This is a genomic window from Planococcus plakortidis (genome assembly GCF_001687605.2).
Classification (GTDB): Bacteria; Bacillota; Bacilli; order Bacillales_A; family Planococcaceae; genus Planococcus; species Planococcus plakortidis.
The window spans coordinates 2325400-2342500 of the sequence record NZ_CP016539.2 but is presented as its reverse complement, the minus strand read 5'-3'; the positions used below and the strand labels follow the sequence as shown (position 1 = coordinate 2342500).

21 protein-coding genes are annotated in these 17101 nt (G+C 51.5%); 15 read left to right on the top strand and 6 right to left on the bottom strand.

The annotated features are described in order from the left end of the window. Nucleotides 1–91 precede the first annotated feature (91 nt). Nucleotides 92–367 carry a hypothetical protein gene (locus BBI15_RS16440; RefSeq protein WP_157101655.1) on the top strand — a complete coding sequence of 92 codons (276 nt, stop codon included), beginning with the start codon at nt 92–94 and terminating at the stop codon, nt 365–367. Nucleotides 368–428: 61 nt separating this feature from the next. Further along, nucleotides 429–788, top strand: a complete 360-nt coding sequence (locus BBI15_RS11795) for a rhodanese-like domain-containing protein (protein WP_084632862.1) — start codon at nt 429–431, stop codon at nt 786–788. Between the two features lie 113 nt (nt 789–901). On the opposite strand, the gene BBI15_RS16295 is transcribed toward BBI15_RS11795, so the two are convergent. Then, the gene (locus BBI15_RS16295; protein WP_068869747.1) at nt 902–1207 is read right to left on the bottom strand and encodes a TIGR04104 family putative zinc finger protein; all 306 of its coding nucleotides are present in this window, start codon (nt 1205–1207) and stop codon (nt 902–904) included. A gap of 62 nt (nt 1208–1269) precedes the next feature. Next, on the bottom strand, nt 1270–1521 hold the full coding sequence (locus BBI15_RS16820; RefSeq protein WP_418312497.1) for a hypothetical protein: 252 nt from the start codon (nt 1519–1521) through the stop codon (nt 1270–1272). Here BBI15_RS16820 and BBI15_RS16675 point away from each other — a divergent pair. Next, the gene (locus BBI15_RS16675) at nt 1433–1657 is read left to right on the top strand and encodes a hypothetical protein (protein ID WP_068869746.1); all 225 of its coding nucleotides are present in this window, start codon (nt 1433–1435) and stop codon (nt 1655–1657) included. The two genes, BBI15_RS16820 and BBI15_RS16675, sit on opposite strands and share 89 nt — an antisense overlap. Here the strand turns inward: BBI15_RS16675 and BBI15_RS16815 are convergent. Then, nucleotides 1598–1891 (bottom strand): TIGR04104 family putative zinc finger protein, encoded by a 294-nt coding sequence (locus tag BBI15_RS16815; RefSeq protein ID WP_084632857.1) that lies wholly within the window; start codon nt 1889–1891, stop codon nt 1598–1600. The genes BBI15_RS16675 and BBI15_RS16815 overlap by 60 nt on opposite strands. A gap of 247 nt (nt 1892–2138) precedes the next feature. Between BBI15_RS16815 and lexA the strand changes: the two genes are divergently transcribed. Beyond that, nucleotides 2139–4565 (top strand): transcriptional repressor LexA, encoded by a 2427-nt coding sequence (gene lexA / locus BBI15_RS11785; RefSeq protein ID WP_068869745.1) that lies wholly within the window; start codon nt 2139–2141, stop codon nt 4563–4565. Nucleotides 4566–4626: 61 nt separating this feature from the next. Here the strand turns inward: lexA and BBI15_RS11780 are convergent, their stop codons facing one another. After that, on the bottom strand, nt 4627–5082 hold the full coding sequence (locus BBI15_RS11780) for a PH domain-containing protein (protein ID WP_068869744.1): 456 nt from the start codon (nt 5080–5082) through the stop codon (nt 4627–4629). A gap of 137 nt (nt 5083–5219) precedes the next feature. On the opposite strand from BBI15_RS11780, the gene BBI15_RS11775 reads away from it, so the two are divergent. The 6 genes from BBI15_RS11775 to BBI15_RS11750 all read left to right on the top strand — a co-directional run bounded on the left by BBI15_RS11775 (nt 5220) and on the right by BBI15_RS11750 (nt 10213). Beyond that, complete coding sequence (locus tag BBI15_RS11775; protein WP_068869743.1) at nt 5220–5402, top strand: hypothetical protein; 183 nt, start codon at nt 5220–5222, stop codon at nt 5400–5402. Nucleotides 5403–5592: 190 nt separating this feature from the next. Beyond that, complete coding sequence (locus BBI15_RS11770; protein WP_068869742.1) at nt 5593–5928, top strand: hypothetical protein; 336 nt, start codon at nt 5593–5595, stop codon at nt 5926–5928. Between the two features lie 122 nt (nt 5929–6050). Continuing rightward, the gene (locus BBI15_RS11765) at nt 6051–8105 is read left to right on the top strand and encodes a cell wall-binding repeat-containing protein (protein WP_068869741.1); all 2055 of its coding nucleotides are present in this window, start codon (nt 6051–6053) and stop codon (nt 8103–8105) included. A 51-nt stretch (nt 8106–8156) separates the two neighbouring features. After that, on the top strand, nt 8157–8618 hold the full coding sequence (locus BBI15_RS11760) for a VanZ family protein (protein WP_068869740.1): 462 nt from the start codon (nt 8157–8159) through the stop codon (nt 8616–8618). 78 nt (nt 8619–8696) lie between these two features. Beyond that, a complete protein-coding gene (locus BBI15_RS11755) occupies nt 8697–8927 on the top strand; it encodes a hypothetical protein (protein WP_068869739.1) in 231 nt (76 codons plus the stop codon). Nucleotides 8928–9082: 155 nt separating this feature from the next. Then, nucleotides 9083–10213, top strand: a complete 1131-nt coding sequence (locus BBI15_RS11750; protein WP_068869738.1) for a diguanylate cyclase — start codon at nt 9083–9085, stop codon at nt 10211–10213. Nucleotides 10214–10268: 55 nt separating this feature from the next. On the opposite strand, the gene BBI15_RS11745 is transcribed toward BBI15_RS11750, so the two are convergent. Then, a complete protein-coding gene (locus BBI15_RS11745; RefSeq protein ID WP_068869737.1) occupies nt 10269–10670 on the bottom strand; it encodes a DUF2512 family protein in 402 nt (133 codons plus the stop codon). Between the two features lie 188 nt (nt 10671–10858). Here BBI15_RS11745 and BBI15_RS11740 point away from each other — a divergent pair, with 188 nt between their 5' ends. From BBI15_RS11740 to BBI15_RS11725, 4 genes are all read left to right on the top strand, one after another. Further along, nucleotides 10859–12811: an LTA synthase family protein gene (locus tag BBI15_RS11740; RefSeq protein WP_237150944.1), complete on the top strand. Its 1953-nt coding sequence runs from the start codon at nt 10859–10861 to the stop codon at nt 12809–12811. A gap of 395 nt (nt 12812–13206) precedes the next feature. Beyond that, nucleotides 13207–14397, top strand: coding sequence for a MalY/PatB family protein (locus BBI15_RS11735; RefSeq protein WP_068869735.1), 1191 nt, complete (start codon nt 13207–13209; stop codon nt 14395–14397). A 69-nt stretch (nt 14398–14466) separates the two neighbouring features. Next, nucleotides 14467–15075, top strand: a complete 609-nt coding sequence (locus BBI15_RS11730) for a flavodoxin family protein (protein ID WP_068872584.1) — start codon at nt 14467–14469, stop codon at nt 15073–15075. A gap of 353 nt (nt 15076–15428) precedes the next feature. Beyond that, on the top strand, nt 15429–15710 hold the full coding sequence (locus tag BBI15_RS11725; protein WP_068869734.1) for a hypothetical protein: 282 nt from the start codon (nt 15429–15431) through the stop codon (nt 15708–15710). A 49-nt stretch (nt 15711–15759) separates the two neighbouring features. Here the strand turns inward: BBI15_RS11725 and BBI15_RS11720 are convergent, their stop codons facing one another. After that, nucleotides 15760–16521: an MBL fold metallo-hydrolase gene (locus BBI15_RS11720; protein ID WP_068869733.1), complete on the bottom strand. Its 762-nt coding sequence runs from the start codon at nt 16519–16521 to the stop codon at nt 15760–15762. Nucleotides 16522–16641: 120 nt separating this feature from the next. Here BBI15_RS11720 and BBI15_RS11715 point away from each other — a divergent pair, with 120 nt between their 5' ends. After that, entirely contained in the window at nt 16642–17058 is a 417-nt protein-coding gene (locus tag BBI15_RS11715) for an Lrp/AsnC family transcriptional regulator (protein ID WP_068869732.1), read from the top strand. The last annotated feature ends 43 nt before the right edge of the window (nt 17059–17101 follow it).

Below are 17101 nucleotides of genomic sequence, written 5' to 3'. Positions count from 1 at the left end.
CGTCCGATTTTTCTGAATATGGTAGTGTGGAGGAGTAGGAAACTGCACGGATTACGAGTCACGGACCTTAAAACGGAAAGGGGCGTTTCGTATGAAGTTAGAAAGCATCCGCACATTCTTATCCACGCTGCTCGAATATCGCGGCGTGCGCATTACCCAGACTTTCAACTCCGATGACGGCAAAACGCTCATTGTCCAGTGTGAGCCGGATACCGGGGGCTGGTCATCCGCGACGTGTCGAACGGCATGGCGTGGGAATACAAGACGCTTGAAGAAGCGGCGCAGTTCATTGACAGCTACATCCATCCGGAAACACCTAAAGTCAACGCCTGAACAGGTCTGTTCAGGCGTTTTTTTGAGCGGATAAATGGCAATGGATATGGAATTTCATACAATTCGGATAGAACGATTCGAAAGGGAGAAACAGCATGAAAAGACTGGTGGGATTGATGGCGCTGCTTGTGTTGTTGCTTGCGGCATGTGGGAACGGGGAGTACGAAACGATTGCGATCGATGAAGTATCCGCCAAGCAGGAGGCGGGCTATACGGTACTCGATGTGCGTGAGCCGTATGAGTACGAGGAGGCGCATATTACCGGGGCTGAGAACAAGCCGCTCAGCACGCTGCGGGAACAGGAGTTTTCCGGCTTATCGGAAGATCAGCAGTATGTCGTAATTTGCCAGTCCGGGAACCGTTCCAAAGAGGCAAGCGCGATTTTGCATGAAGCAGGATATGACATCGTGAATGTATCGGAAGGCATGTCGTCGTGGGAAGGCGATGTGGAGTAAGAGCCGCTAATTATCGGCTCTTTTATTATGCATTAGAAAAAAATAGGAAAAGTTACAGCGTGAGAATAGGCTGCACGCGGCTCATGCAGTTGGTGATTCGACTTGGAAACCTTCTAGGATTTCCAAATCGTATACTTCGTGTTCGATAACTTGAGCAAGAACGGGATCAACAGCGAGGCAAGCGTGACATAGACAAGGAAGAGCAGGAGGAGAAACAGCCACCCGGCTTCCCGATAGACGATGAAGTAATTGGACACGAGAATGAACGGAATGAGAAACAGCATATAGCTCCAGAAATTCGATTTTCTTGAGGGGTATTGAAGGGCATGGCAATTTCGGCATTCCTGCTTCCCTTTAAGGCTAAGTTTGAACATATCTTTCCAGTCCCACTGGAATCCGCAGTTTTGGCAACGGGGCATAAGATTCATCCTTTCCGGCAATCGCATGTGTATTGATTTGAAAGTCAGCTGGAAGCAAGTGATTATTCGACCGTCTTGCCGAATCGTTTCCGGGTACTCGATAGCCTATAGAAGAAAGGCAGCACCAGCAACACAAGCGGTAAGTAAATCGGTATGGCCAGAAAAATCCATAACGGGCTCATTTCGTAATAAGCACGAAGGAAGCTTGTGGGGAGGACAAAAGCCATGGAAGTAAAGAACGTAACCCAGAAGTTCGATTTGGGAGATATATATTGTCTTTTCTGGCAGTTGGGGCATTCTTTTTTTCCTTTCAGGCTGAGCGCTATAACATCTTTCCAGCGCCATTTGAAATTACAATTTTGGCAACGGGGCATAAAATATGTCCTTTCTTCAGCGGGTTTTTGGTTGATTGGAAAGTTGGATGGTATAGGGCAATGCGATAATAAGTGAGCAGGAGTACAGCGTAACAAAAAGGGTGAACATATTGAGTGGAATATCCAAATAGGGGAGCAGGATACCAACTGCGAATAAAAAGGCGCAGGCTGCATAATATTTCTTTGCGTTGGCATTTGTTGTAGGGTATTGCATATTCTCGCAATTCGGGCATTTGCGTTTGGGCGAAAATGCAATCTTAAAAGTGTCGCTCCAAGTCCATTTGGCTCCGCAATTGTCACAATGAGGCATTGTTTGACTCCTTTGATTTTACGAATTTAATGTATGTATACCCTTCATTTCAAAAGTAATCCAAATTATTGGGAATTAAATAAGAAATCATGCCCGTGAACGCCTGAGAAGTTGAAATCCTCGATTTTTTCTTCTCATTCAACATTTAAAATCCATAATCGCGGCTATATATGCAGCAAGACCTTGCTATTACATGACAATATTCTTAGAATAAAGGTATAAGTTGTAAATGGGGAGGGTGCGGGGTATGAAGTTGAATATGGAACAGCGGCGCATAGTGGAACTGGAGCCGGGCGGGCCGATGTTGGTGAAAGGCGTGGCCGGATCGGGCAAAACGACCGTGGCGATTCGGAGGATCCATTTTTTGATGGACCATTATTGCCACGAAGAGGATGACCGGATTCTATTGGTGACGTATAACAAGACTTTGCTCAATTACATAAAATTTCAATACGAGCGTTTGGCCGATACAGCTGCGGGGGAAGCGGAGCGGATGTTCGCGTCGAATGCGGAAGTGAAAATCGCGACGATCGATTCGCTCATGTACGGGCAGTTCATGAAGTATTTGCAGCGCACGAAGCGCAAGCTGGCCATTGCGCCGGCTGATAAGGAATGGCAAGTGCTGACGAAAGCGATCCACGAAGTGAAGAAATCCCATCCGGATGTGAAACTGCTGACGCCGAAAAATATGAAGTTTTTAAAAGACGAAGCGGAATGGATCACGTCATGCGCGATGGTGGATATCGAGACCTATCAATCGGTGGACCGCATCGGGCGCGCTTCGGGAAATAGCGGGACGCCCCAGAAATTATTGAAGAATTCGCCGACCCGTGAAGCGGTTTTTGAAGTGGCGAGATTGTACCGCGAGCTTCTGGAAAAAGAAGGGCTCGTTTCATTCAAGCAAATGAACGAACTGGCGCTGGCGGAAGTGAGACGCTCGAACGGCGGCCAGTATACCCATATCATTATCGACGAAAGCCAGGACCTGACCCGTGTCCAGCTGGAATTCTTGAAGGAGCTGTATAAGGAGAAAGGCCATTCGTCCTTGATGTTCGTGGCGGACAATACGCAAAGCATCTACCCGGATTCCTGGCTCGGCAAAGGGCGGCCGTATACGACGATCGGCTATGACATGAGCGGGAAATCGCGGACCTTGAGCAAGAACTACCGGACGACGACGGAAATTTCGCAAGCCGCGTTCGATTTGATCGAAGCGGACGAAACGATCCAGTCGAACGTTGATTTCGTCAAACCGGCGCTCATCGACCGTCACGGGCATCCACCGATCTACCAATTCTTCATGCAGCCCGAGCAGCAAGTGGCTTTTCTTGCAGAGGAAATCGAGCGGCTCAGCGGCGATTACCGCTTGTCCGAGATGTGTATCGTCGCGCGTGGCAAGCGCTCGGTCGAAAGCGCAGCCGCCGATTTAGCGAGTTTCGGGATTCCTTGCGAAGTGTTGCAGGGCAATGACCCGAATTTCGAATCCGATAAAGTGAAATTCGTGACGATGCATTCGATCAAAGGCCTGGAGTTCAAAGTCATTTTCCTCATCGACTTGAATCAAGGGGTCATTCCGATGGAGCTGTACGATGATGCGGAGGACCAGAAGACGATCGATTCCGATGAACGCAAGCTCTTGTACGTCGGCATGACGCGCGCGAATGAATTATTGTACATGTCATCGGTAAAAAAGCCGTCGAAATTCATCAAGGAAATCGACCGCAAGCATTTGCGCATGCGAAAAGACGCCTCGCTCCGCCCGTTCGAGTCGATCAGCATGACAGATTACCGGCTGTCCGATCAATTGGTCGACTTGCATTCCAAAGAGGAACTGACCCGCCAGTGGCTCATCCGCGAACTTCACGAGACGTATGGCTATCCATATGAACTTATGCAGCTCGAATACCCGGTCCAGCAGTTTTCGAAAAAAGGCTATTGCGATATCGCGGTGGAGATCCATGCGGATGGTGAAGCGCGGCCGTATATCATCGCCGAAGTGAAACGCTTCGGTACGGGGATCGAGGATGCGGTGACTCAGCTGGAAAGCTATTTGCAGGCGGATGGCCGAGCATTCTACGGCATCGCCACGGACGGCTTGTCGGTTAAGATCATCGACCGGCAAGGGGAGGAAGTGCAGGACTTGCCGAAATGCCAAGCGCGTTTCTTGCCGGATACCAAGCAGCGCAGCCTGTATCGAAACTTCAAGAACGGGCGCGATTACGAATACGCCCACGAACCGGGAGCGGACATCGAAGTGCGCGAAGCCGGGGGAGACGTATTGATCCAAGTGCACGAAGTGGCGGAAGTGCCGCTCATCGGCAATGTCGCGGCGGGAATCCCCGCGCTCGCTGCCGAGAATTACGAGACGGCGCACGCTTTGCCGCGTGACTGGCTCGTGTCGCCGAAAGACAGCTTTTTATTGACCGTGACAGGCGACAGCATGACGGGGGCTGGCATCGACAAAGGCGATATGGTCGTCGTCCACCAGCAAAACACCGCCTCGAACGGCGACATCGTCATCGCGGTCATCGACGGTGAAGCGACGATGAAAAAGTACATGCCGATGGGCAGCGAGATCCTGCTCGTCTCGGAGAACCCTGAATTCGAGCCGATCATGATGCGCAGCGAAGACGTGTATATCAACGGGCGTGTCATTGGGGTGTTGAAGAAATAAATTGAAGAAATTAAGAAAACAGCCTGCGGGCTGTTTTTAACTAGCTATTGTTTTATCCGATTCAACGGCGCTCCAGGATTTTTTCATCAATCTTCAACTCCGGACATCGCTTCTTCAACTCAGCGATAAAAACATCTTGCCTTTCCGGCGAGATTTTCACTGTCCCGAACATCGTCGTGTTGTTGATGATTTCCAGCGCATCGCGAGACGACAACAGCCTGTAGCCGGTGAAAATATCGCGTGTCGGGGCGACTTTCAAGATGCTTTGGTAAGGAATCCGGCTTCTGAAAGGGCCGGCTTTCACGAGCAAATGCCGTTCTTGAAAGACGTAACGGATCGCAAACGTGATCCACAGGATGAGCGCCGTAGTCACAAGGAACGTCGCTGTTACGATCACGAAAGCTGAAAGCGGCGCGTCATCGAATAATAATGGGATAAACGAAACGGCCGCGATGATGAAGATTGCCGCCAGGATGAAACGGATGAAAAACGGGTCGGATTTTGAACGGAAAACCATATATGCTCACCTCTATCTATTCATACGGATGAAAGCGCCGAAAGCTTCAATTTGCGGCCTATCTGAAAAAATTAATTCGGCAAGGCCGATTGCTGTGCAGCGCAAACAACGGCGCGGGCACAAAAGGGGGAAAGCATATGTTGAAAAAAAGCATCATAACCGCTTTAACCATTGGGATCGCCTTCTCGTTGAGGGAATATTTCTCGACCGGAAACATCCGCTGGATCAGCAGCGTGCTGTTCGCGATGATCATATTTGCGTTTTATTTTCTATGGGAATGGGCAAAAGAGCCGTATGACTGGCACAAGAAAAAACGTTAAGCGGCGGGATGCGAACGGGAAGTCATGCCCGAAACCGGCTGCGGTTAACCGCAGGTGAAAGTTCAATCCAGTCAATGCATTCATTAGCAAACGGCTTCCTTCAACTAAAAATTTGTTTACGCAGCCCCGGTTCCGTCTATAGGAATAACTGAGGCAATTCCAAACGAAACCAATTGAAGGAGGAATTTTGATGAGCATGCAGCATATCGAACAGAACGATTTGGTACGGGACGAGTACGGCAATTATTATAAAGTGGTCGGCTTACATAAAGATGAAGACACGCTGAAGGCAATCGAAATTTCCAATCTGTATTTCGAGACGTCCTTCCACTATGCGGCGTCTCAAGTCAACGAAGCCGATAAACCCGTCGGCGTCTTCTTGCAGGACAAGCTCAACGAGTTCGTCGCGGATGTCGAAAGCCGCGAGCGCCCGGTCTACGGCATCAAGGATTTGATGGTCAATAAAATCGAAGTGTATGCGGTCGATATCACGCAGCCCCATCCGAAACGTGAAGAAACGGTTTGATATTCTTGCGCCCTGTCTGGATTCCGTTAATCCAGGCAGGGCGTTTTGTCGTTTTTTTAACATTTCCTTAACCTTCTATCATTAGGCTGAAGGAAGACAGCCAGGAGAAGAGGGGGAGGCACATGAAACAGGTCAAGATCGGGATAGGTATCGCCTTGCTCGCAGCTGCGGGCGGAGCGGGATTGCTTTCGGACGGCGCGCTCGCGGCAGAGGCGGGATACAAAGAGCTGGTCAAGCTGCCGGACGGCGTCAAGGCGGGCGAACTCTCCGTTATGGACGGGCAGGTCATCGCGGTGCTCGAGAACCGGCTCGGGGCGCAGGCGATCGTCAGCTATGGCGCGGATGGCAAGGAAAGCTGGCGCAAAGAGCTTGCCTCGTCATATTATGCGATCGGCGATCAGCGGTTTGTCACGGTTTCCGGCAATGAAGTGACGGTGCATGATTTGACGGACGGCAAGGAAACGGGAAGCTTTGCTCTTTCGGAAGGCTTTCGCATGAGCGGTTCAGGGGCGGATGTGGCACTTGAATCGGGTCATGTGATGATCACTGGAAATCTTGGCGCACGGCTGCTCGTGTACAAACTCGACGGCACGCCGGTCGTGGATGCCACAGGCGGCGATTTGCGGCAAGCCGCCATTTCCAGTGGGCATTTGATGTATTTCGATGGCTCGGTGCTCCACGGGCGGGCGCTTTCAGGCGGCCAGGAATGGCAGTCGCCCCATGTGTTGGAGCCTTATGCAGTGAAAAGCGGCATCATCTACTATATTAAAGCACCGAACGAAGAAGTCGAAGTGCCGACCTTGATCGCGCGCTCGCTTGACGATGGCGCAGTCGAGTATGAAAAAGCCTTGCCGGCCGAAGAGCAGGTGCGGATCGCTGGAGCCGATGAAGACGGGGCCATCGTTGAATTTGCGGATTCGGGCGAATGGGCGTTCCTCAATGCGAAAGGAGGCGAACGCTTGCGCAAGCCGGTGCGTTCGGCTTCCTTCCGTGCGCTCGAGAACCGTTACCGCCCGGTCGTCACCGAATCGGCACTGAGCCACCAGCAACAAAGCGGCCATCGCTTGCTGCTGCTTCAGGAACAAGGAACGAGTGCGTTCGGCAATCCGTATCATCTCGGCGCCGTGCAGGTGATGGCGCCTGGTGGCGGGTTCAATAAAGTGCTGGAGCATTCGGTCGAAGCGGCGGCATTGTCACCGTCCGGCGGTGCAGCGGTGCTGGGCGGCGGGAAGTTGAAGTTCTATGATGCGAATGGCAACCAAGTGGCGCGTGAAAAGGTCCCCGAAGGCAGTGAACTTCTTGCGTACGTGGACGGCACGATGTATGTCTACGGCGGCAGCGGCATTGCGGCATATGATGGCGAGCCTGAACCGAAAGCGCCAGCCGTGACGAAAATCAGCGGCGAGGACGGGTACGAGACGGCGGCCCTATTGTCGGAGGCGGTATGGGATTCGGCGGAGACGGTCGTGCTGGCTACCGGTGAACACTTTGCGGATGCGCTGTCGGGCGCGCCACTGGCCTATCAGGAAGGCGGGCCTTTATTATTCACGGAAAAAGACGGATTGAACGAATCGGCCAAAGCGGAAATCGCACGTCTCGGGGCGACGGATGCCATCATTCTCGGCAGCGAGCCGGTCATTCCGGATGCGCAGCTTGAGGAGTTGGCCAGGATGGGCGTCGAAACTGAACGCATCGGCGGTGCCAACCGTTACGAGACCGCTGCGCTGGTTTCCGAACGCATCGATTCGGATGGTGTGGTCGTGGCGGACGGCGCGACGTTTAAAGACGTGTCGCTTGCTTCTGTCTTCGCCGCGCAACATCAATACCCGATCCTGCTGTCAAAAGGCAACCGGATGCCGCGCGAGACGACAGAAGCGATGGCAGGGCGCAGTGAGGTCGTCATGGCCGCTGACCGCCTGTCGATCGAAGCGCGCACGAAAGAGGAAGACGCAGAGCGGCGCGTGGCCATTTTGGCGCCGGCGTCGAATTACACCGACGCGTTGGCGGCAGGGAACGCAGCCGCGAGGCGCAACGCTTCGCTGTATCTGATCGGTGGTGAAGGCTTGACGGGCGAGCTGAAAGAACAGCTTGAACAGTACGACTCGTTCCTTGCCGTCGATTCGGAAGGGTTGATTGATGAAGGGATGATCCGTTCACTCGAAGCGCTTGTCGATTGAATGCAGTAGGGTATAATGGAAGAACGACAAGTAAGAAAAGGATTTGGCAGGATGAAAAAGCAATTGCTGGCCTGGCTATGGCCGGTCTTATGGATGGTTCTGATCTTCACCTTATCGCATCAGCCAGCCGGGGTTTCCGGGGGCATCAGTTCGGAAATCGTCCGGCAAGTGTTCAGCGCTATCGCCTCGTTCGTTCCGATAGAGTTCGATACGCTCCATACATTATTCCGTAAAAGCGCCCATTTCTTTGCGTATCTCGTGCTCGGGCTGCTGTTTGCGGGGGCACTCGGAAAAAGCGGGATGGGCTTGCAGCGGGCCCTGTTCGTGGCGTTCGCCTTGAGCGCGCTCTACGCAGCGTCCGATGAATTCCATCAATTATTCATCCCGGGACGCAGCGGGGAATTCCGCGATGTCTTGATCGACAGCGCGGGGGCTGCGACAGGCTTATTCTTCTACCGGCTGATCGCCGCATTCAAATGGCAACATGATAAAAAGGCCGAAACCAGTTGGTGAACGGCCTTTTTGTTTTGTGGAAAACCGGTGTTTTTGATTGCGCCTGACGGGAATAGACTAAGCAGGAGGTGGATATCGATGAAGGATAAGCTGAATGACAAGGAAGAGAAATTTGCGGTGAGCACGGAATACCGCGAGAACTTGAAACAGACGATCCATGTATTGCAGGAACAGGTGGCCATCACCGAGCAATTTGAAGACGATCAGGACGTCGACGCCATGAAAGGCAAACTCGGCGATCTCGTGAGAAAGCACGATGAACTGGATGAACAATCGCACCGCCTGTCGAAATTATTATTGGATATGTAAAGCATGTGCCGCAACGCTGGCTAATGGCGATTGCGGTATTTTTGTGGAATTGGATACATGAAAAGGATTGTTTTTATATATATTATTTCCAAAATCTATATACCGAATAACATTTCCTGCTAAACTTAAGAGACTGACAAGAGTGGGGTGGATCGATGGGAGCGTATTTCTTTTATTTCCTTGAAAATATGGCGTTGATCATTGCGATGATGTATCTTGGCTTGAAAGCCCGGGAATATCTCGTGCCGAAACTGGCGGAATCAAGGAAAGCGCCGGTATTGAACGGCCTGCTGACGGGCTTTTTGGCGTTCGCCATCATGTACAACCCATTGCTTCATGAAGGGATGCGCATCGACCTCCGCGAAGCGCCGCTTTATTTCATCGCGTTCGTGGGCGGTTGGCTGCCTGGTGCCATCGCCATGATCATCCCGTTTGCCTACCGGATGATGATGGAAGGGCCGACGGTGTGGCTCGGCATCATGCAGGCGATTTTTTTGCCGGTGCTCATCGGCAGCCTGTTCCATGACTGGAAAAACTACCGCCCGCCCTATGCGATGGCCAACATCAAGCGCATGATGGCCGGGTTTGTGGTGTTTGAGATCATCAAATCAATCTGGATGGTAGGGTCGACCCCTGCGACGGCAGCGATGGCGTTGATGATGGCATTGATGGCCATGATCGCTGTCTTGGCGCTCGGCTTGATCCTCAACGATATGCACCGCAATATCATCCGCTGGAAAACGCTTGAACACGAATCGACCCATGATGCCTTGACGGGCTTGCCGAATCTTCGCTTTTTCCATGAAAAGGCCCGCCAATTGAAGTATCGGGGGGTGCCGATGGCGATTGTCATGATGGATGTCGATCATTTCAAGAACTACAACGATACCCATGGCCATCCGGCAGGGGACGTCGTACTCCGTTCGATCGGGCAATTGATGGAAGAAACGGCTAGGCACGAGGATATCATCGCCCGCTACGGCGGCGAAGAATTCATCCTGTGCTTTACGGGCGTTTCCACTGAAAGGCAGGCTTTCGAACTGGCCGATCTATTGCGGGAACGGATCGAAAACCATCCGTTCTTCGGCGCAGACCAACAGCCGGGTGGGCAGTTGACCGTATCGCTTGGCGTTGCCCTTTCGGAAACGGAACAGCCATTGGACGAATTGATCGAACGCGCGGACCGTGCGCTCTACCGATCGAAAAAATCCGGGCGTAACCGGGTGACGGTCGCATCCATCAAGACGGATGAAACAACAGGAAGCGGCTACCAAGTGCACGCATGATCCTGCCTAACAAAAAACGCTATCCCGAGGGAAAACCGGGATAGCGTTTTTTTGTTCAGCCTTTTGCCGATTTGTACTCGTTGTACCAAGGGACGACGCTGTGGTCGACGTATTGGTGGAAGAACCATTCGCCTGCCGACAGCACGAGCGCGCTGACGAGTGCAGGGGCGACCATGGAAGCGAATTCGCCCGTCAACAGCCAGCCGATCAGCAAGATGACGGCCAGCGCCATGACGAAATCGGTGAATGTCGCGATCGTGTTACGGGATGATTGGTTCGCCGGTTTTCCCGCATTCAGGAAAATGAGCAAATCACCGATTGCATACGACAAGGCGGTAAGCGCAAGGCTGATCATCAAGGTGTTGAAGAAGCTGACATCAAAAGCCCAGGTTAAAACGACCAGCAAGACAATGGTGACGATGACGAATTTCACAGCGAGTGCAATGATGTGTTTCATGAGACCCTCCCCTTTCTTGAAATGATCTTTAGCCATCTTTACCCGTTCCGGCAAAACGTATGCGTGATTTTTTTGGGAATGAAGATGAACCGAAAAAACCAAGAAATAATCAAAAAAAGGAAATTCTACTTAGTGATATGGTAAAATTATGAGAAAAAAGAGAAAAGGGCGTTTTGTGATTGGAAAAAGTGAAAGGGGCTGGGAAATTTTTGCTCAGCCAATGGGATTATGCGTTATTTGTTTTATTGCTACTTGGAAAAGTGTATTATTTTTCGAATGTCAGCGGCACGCTGTTCACGACGCTTGGCCCGTTCGCCTATGCTGAGGAATTCGTCGCTTGGCTGTTCGGCGGCGATAGTGAACGTATTTTTGAAGGGGTGCTGTTGATCAGCGTCGGGACGATTTTGCTCAGCACGTTTTGGCTGTTGCTATTGCATGGCCGAAAACGGCTGTTTTGGATGGCCATTACCAACCTGGTGCTGAGTTTCATCATTTTAGCAGATACCTTGTATTTCCGTTATTTCGAGGACATCATTTCCGTAACGGTATTGATGCAGATGCGCCAGGTGGGCGATGTCGGCGAAAGCATTTTCGCCTTGTTCCGCCTGAGCGATGCGCTGCTGTTGGCAGACGTGTTATTGATGGCGATCCTGTGGCTGGTCATCAGCCGGAAACAAGTGGCTGCTACGAAACCATCAGGCTTTGCGAAAATCGGGACTGCGCTTCTTGTGCTCGTCCTTGGATGGCAATTGACCGCAGTGCCTTTCGCTAAATCGATGGAAGGCGGCGGCGCGTGGCAGTTCAATAAATTGATCTCGAATATGCGGGTGTATAATTTCACCGGCTTGCTCGGCTTCCACAGCGCCAATATTACGCGTTATATCGATGATAATTTCATCAACCGCAAGGTCTATAGCGAAGACGAGATCTCCGCAAGCCAGGATTGGTTCGACGCGCGCAATGCAGAGCGTACGCCTGGCCCATATTCGGGCATGGCGGAAGGAAAGAACCTCATCATCCTCCAAGTGGAAGCATTGCAGAATTTCGTCCTGAACCGTGACGTGAACGGGCAGGAAATCACGCCGAACTTGAACCGCTTGGCGAAGGAAAACCTGTATTTCCCGAACTTTTACGAACAGACGGCGCTCGGCCGGACCTCGGATGCCGAGTTTTTGTTGAATACATCCTTATACCCGACAGCTGAAGGCTCTGCCTACATGCTCCATGCCGAGAATACTTTCGACGCATTGCCGGGCATCCTGAAGGAACGGGGATACGGAACCAATGTGTTCCATCCATACAAAGCGAGTTTCTGGAACCGCTATATCATCTATCCGCAGCTCGGCATCGACACGTTCTACTCGGACGACGATTTCGATGAGGCGGAAGTGATCGGCTGGGCCATCAACGATGAGGCGATGCTCGGACAGGCGCTGGAGGAAATGGCCGGATTCGAGCAGCCTTTCCATTCGCAGATCGTCACCTTGACGAGCCATCATCCGTTCGAGATGCCGGAGCATTTGCAGTTGCTGGACACTGAAGGCTATAACGGCTATCATGACCGCCACTTCAAGAATTATTTGCAGTCGATCCATTACGTCGACCAGGCCATCGGCAAATTTGTCGATGGGCTCGAGCAAAAAGGCCTGCTCGATGATACGGTGCTGGTCATATACGGCGACCATAGCACAGGCATGACGTCGAATACGAAAAAGTTCGTGGAGTTCACTGGCGCCGAAGACCCGCTCACGTATTTCGAAACGAATAAAAACGTGCCGCTCATTGTCCATATCCCGGGAGCGGAGCCGAAAATCTTCAGCCAAGTGGCGAGCCAGCTTGACCTTGCGCCAAGCCTGCTCGATGTGCTCGGCGGCAACCCCGAGCAGCATCATTTCATCGGCCGCAATATGTGGGATGCAGAAGGCGGGCGCGCGACGTTCCGTGACGGCTCGTTCATCACAAGTGAACTGAGCTTTATCGCATCATCTGATGGAATTTACGGGAACGGCAGCTGCTACTGGCGCATGACGGGCGAAGAACTGGGCGTTGAGGCGTGCGAAGAACCGTTCAAGGAAGGCTCAAAAGAACTGCAAATCTCGGATGACGTCCTGCGCGGCAATATGCTCAAGAAATTCGAATAAGCAACGACAAGCAAAATACACCATCCCGACGGACAGGAGCGGTACACTAGATGTGTTGAACTAAGAAGGAACCTAACCTATATATTTTAGACGTTAAATAAACAGGACATTACAATCTATTAAACAAATGATAGATATGAAGCGAAATTGCGAAGACTCCCGCGGGAAAGCGAGACAGCCGAGCCCCCGCAAGGTGCGAAGCAACTGAGGGGGCTTGGCGCTCGCCCGCAGGAAGCGAATAGATGAAGCATTGCTGAGTCTATTCGCTTGCGATGCTCGAGTATAGCGAGAGTTGAGCAAAGCTTTTCGTAGCAATTTTGCGGAATATCAGTAGGTCAAAATCTTAAGTTCAGCTTAAAGATGTGTTGAATCCATTTGAGAAAGGGAGTTTTTGCATGAACTATAATTTTGACGAGAAAGTCGAACGCCGCAATACCTATTCATTGAAATGGGACGGGGCGGAATTGATCAAGCAATTCGGCATCACCGACCGCTACGATGAGCACACGATCCCGCTTTTTACAGCGGACATGGATCTGCCGGTCGCCCAGCCGATCGTCGATGCGCTCCATCAAACGGTCGACCACCGCATCTTCGGCTATACGATCTTGCCGGATGCGTATTTCGAGGCCATCCAGCATTATTTCCAAAAACGCTATGACTGGGCGATCGATAAAGAGCAGATCATCTTCAGCCCGGGAACGGTCCATGCCTTGAATATCGCGGTGAAAGCCTTGACCGAAGAAGGCGATGGGGTCATCATCCAGCGCCCGGTCTATCCACCGTTCACTTCCGCTGTCGAAGGCAACGGGCGTGTCGTGAAAAACAATGCGCTCGTGCAGGATGAAGAGGGCCGTTACTCGATCAACTTCGAGGAATTCGAGGAACTCGCAAAAGACGAAAACACGAAATTGTTCATCCACTGCCATCCGCACAATCCGACAGGGCGCGTGTTCACGCCGGAAGAGTCGAAAAAGTTGGCGGACATCTGCAAGCGCCATGATGTCACGATCATCGCCGACGAAATCCACGGCGATTTGGTGCGCAGCGGCGAGAGCTTCACGCCGATGGTCCTCGCGGCGGATGACACCGATCACATCATCACGTGCACGGCCATCAATAAAACCTTCAACGTAGCAGGTCTTCACTGCACGAACGTCATCATCGAAAACGAAGCCTTGCGCGAGAAATTCACCGCGGAACTCGGCATGCAATTGCCGACGCCGTTCACGGTCGCGGCACTCATCGCGGCCTATACCGAAGGCGACGACTGGCTTGGTCAAGTGAATGACTATCTCGACGGCACACTCGAATGGGTAAAAGAATTCCTCGCGGAGCGCATGCCGAAAGTGAAGGTGCGCATTCCGGAAGGGACGTATGTCATGTGGCTCGATTTCCGCGGCTACGGGCTCGAGGACAAGGAAATACACGACCGCATCTACAATAAAGCGAACGTCATCTTGGAAGACGGCACGATGTTCGGCCCTGAAGGCGCAGGATTCCAGCGCATCTGCATCCCGTCGCCGCGCCCGCTCATCCAAGAAGCGATGGAACGCATCGCCAAGGAATTCGACGATTTGAACTAAGGTTTTCACGTCTCCCATTCAGGGAAAGCTAAAGACAGACGGAAAACGAAAGGATGTGCTCTTGTGGCATTGAAAGCAGTGTTCCTCAATTGTTCCTTGAAGAGTTCAGAAGAAGAATCCAATACGGACGTGTTCATGAAGGACGTCCAGGCGCATTACGAAAAACTCGGTGTCGAATCCGAGATCATCCGGCTGGCCGATTATTACATCGCCTTCGGTGTCGAAGAAGACATGGAAGATGGCGACGAGTGGCCGGAGATCCTGGAGCTGGTGAAAGACGCCGATATCCTGATTATCGGCACGCCCTTGTGGCTTGGCGAGAAAAGTTCGATCGCGACGCAAGCGATCGAACGCTTATATGGCTCGAGCAGCGTGACGAACGATAAAGGCCAAGCTATTTTCTATAATAAAGTCGGCGGTGCGGTCATCACCGGCAATGAAGACGGCGCAAAACATGCGGCGTCATCCCTGCTCTATGGCCTGTCGCATATCGGCTTTGTCATCCCGCCGAATGTGGATGCCTATTGGGTCGGGGAAGCAGGGCCGGGGCCGTCGTACGGCGAGACCGGCGGCAACGACTTCTCCAAATCGGCGATCCAACGCTTAGCTTATAATACGTACCATTTAGCGAATATGCTGAAAGAGAATCCGATTCCAGCAGAAGGCAATACATTGTAAAACACAGCCCTTTCTCTTTTTTGAGAAGGGGTTTTTGTGTTTATTGGATATAGTTTTGAGATTCCGCTACAAACGGACGCTTTCCGGAGGGCTAAACCCTTGTGCTCCCACATCTGCATGCAGATGCGTCGCAAATGAATGGACTCGGTTCACCTCGCTCATTCATTCATTGAGCCGCTTCGTCGCTACGCTCCTGCAGGTCTCAATTGTCTCGCTAATCCTCCCGGAGTCGCCGTTTTCCGCTTCATCTCTAATATTAAAAGAGAAAGGCGAATTCGTTTTCATTTATAGTTATATGTAAATAAATTCCATAATAAATTAATATATAGTTGATTGTCAAAAGGAGTGAGTTTGTGAAAACGATAGCAGGTTTTATTATTTTGATGGGAATCATCTTGTTGTTTGCGGATGCTGAGCTGTTGGCGCCTTTGGAGGGATTTGCGGTTTATTTCATTGTCGGCGGGTTGGTGATGTTGGCCATTGCGCAGCTTGCGGGGAACGGCGAGAAGCATTGGCTGTGCCGGATCGGGTTCCATGACTTTGAGCGCCAGGAGCGGGTTGAAGAAGTTCCCCCAATGCGCTGGTATCGCTGCAAGCGCTGCGGCAAGGAGAAACGTGCTACGTCGATCGTCTAATCTTTGCATAGGAAAAAGCCAGGAATTTAGATTCCTGGCTTTTTGACGATTAAAATTCGAATGCTTCGCCGTCTTGTGGAACATGCAATTTATCAGAGAATCCTTGCTCGGCTGCAAAGGTTTTTAGTTCTTCGCGCGATAAGGTCCAGTGGTTGACGGCTTCCATGTGGCTCGCGATCAATGTCGCTTGAGGTGCTGCTTTGTGCGTTTGTAGGAGGTCTTCCTTGCCCATGACAAGCGAGCCGCCTTCTAGGAACTGGTTGTCGCCTGCGTTCAGGACAATGACTTCCGGCTGGTGAGCGTCAATTTCTTGTTGGACGCCCGCATACCAAACGGTGTCGCCTGCGACATAAAGCGTTTTTTCGTCTTCGTGTTTAAAGACAACGCCGCACACTAGTCCTGCCATTTTCAGGATTTCGCCGCGCCCGTGTTCGCCTTGTGTCTTGATTAAGGAAATGCCTTCGAAGCCCGTATCTTCACCGAGGACATTGACATTCGTGAAGCCGTCGTTACGGAGCACTTGTGCGTCTTCCTCGTTTTGGCTGAAGAGCGGCAAGTGTTTTGGCAGGAATTCTTTGGCCGCTTCATCGTAATGGTCCATATGAAGATGGGTGATGATTAGCGCATCGATGCCTTCGACGAGCTGTACTTTTGAAACCGGTAATTCCGACAAAGGATTGTTTTGATCTTGGCGTGCGGAATTCGGGAATGGCGGGTAGCTTCCTTTGTCGCCGAGAAATGGGTCGACGAGGAAATGCTTGCCTGCGTATTGGATGCGTAAAGTGGCGTTGCGGATTTGTTCGATTTTCATGATTCGAACTCCTTTCATGAGGTGTGACCCTAGTATATACTGAAATTCACGATAGAGACGATGGCCTCGTGAAGGTCTTTTGGCGTTTTCACTTGATTAATGAAAGGAATTGACCTGGCAATGGATTCGATAGATCAACTTATTTTGCATGAACTTTCCCAGAATGGCCGCATGACGATGAAGGAGCTTGGCGAAAAAGTACATTTGACCGGCCAGGCGACCGCTGCGCGCGTCTTGAAATTGGAGGAAGCAGGGATTATCGATGGCTATACGATCCGTGTGCCAAAAGAAAAACTCGGCTATCCTGTGCACGCTTTTGTGACGGCCATGATGCACGAACCCCGCCACCAGAAGTTTCTCGACGACTTGGACAGCCGGACAGAAACCGTCAGCCGTTATTTCAAGACGAGCGGCGAAGGCTGCTATTTGATCGAATGCCATTTCCCGACGCATCAGGAACTGGACGAGTTCCTGAACGACATCAGCGAGTTTGCAAGCTATAAAGTCGCCATCGCCATCCAGCAATATGGGCAATAATTTATACACATAAAAAGCCGTGCAGCATCAACTGCACGGCTTT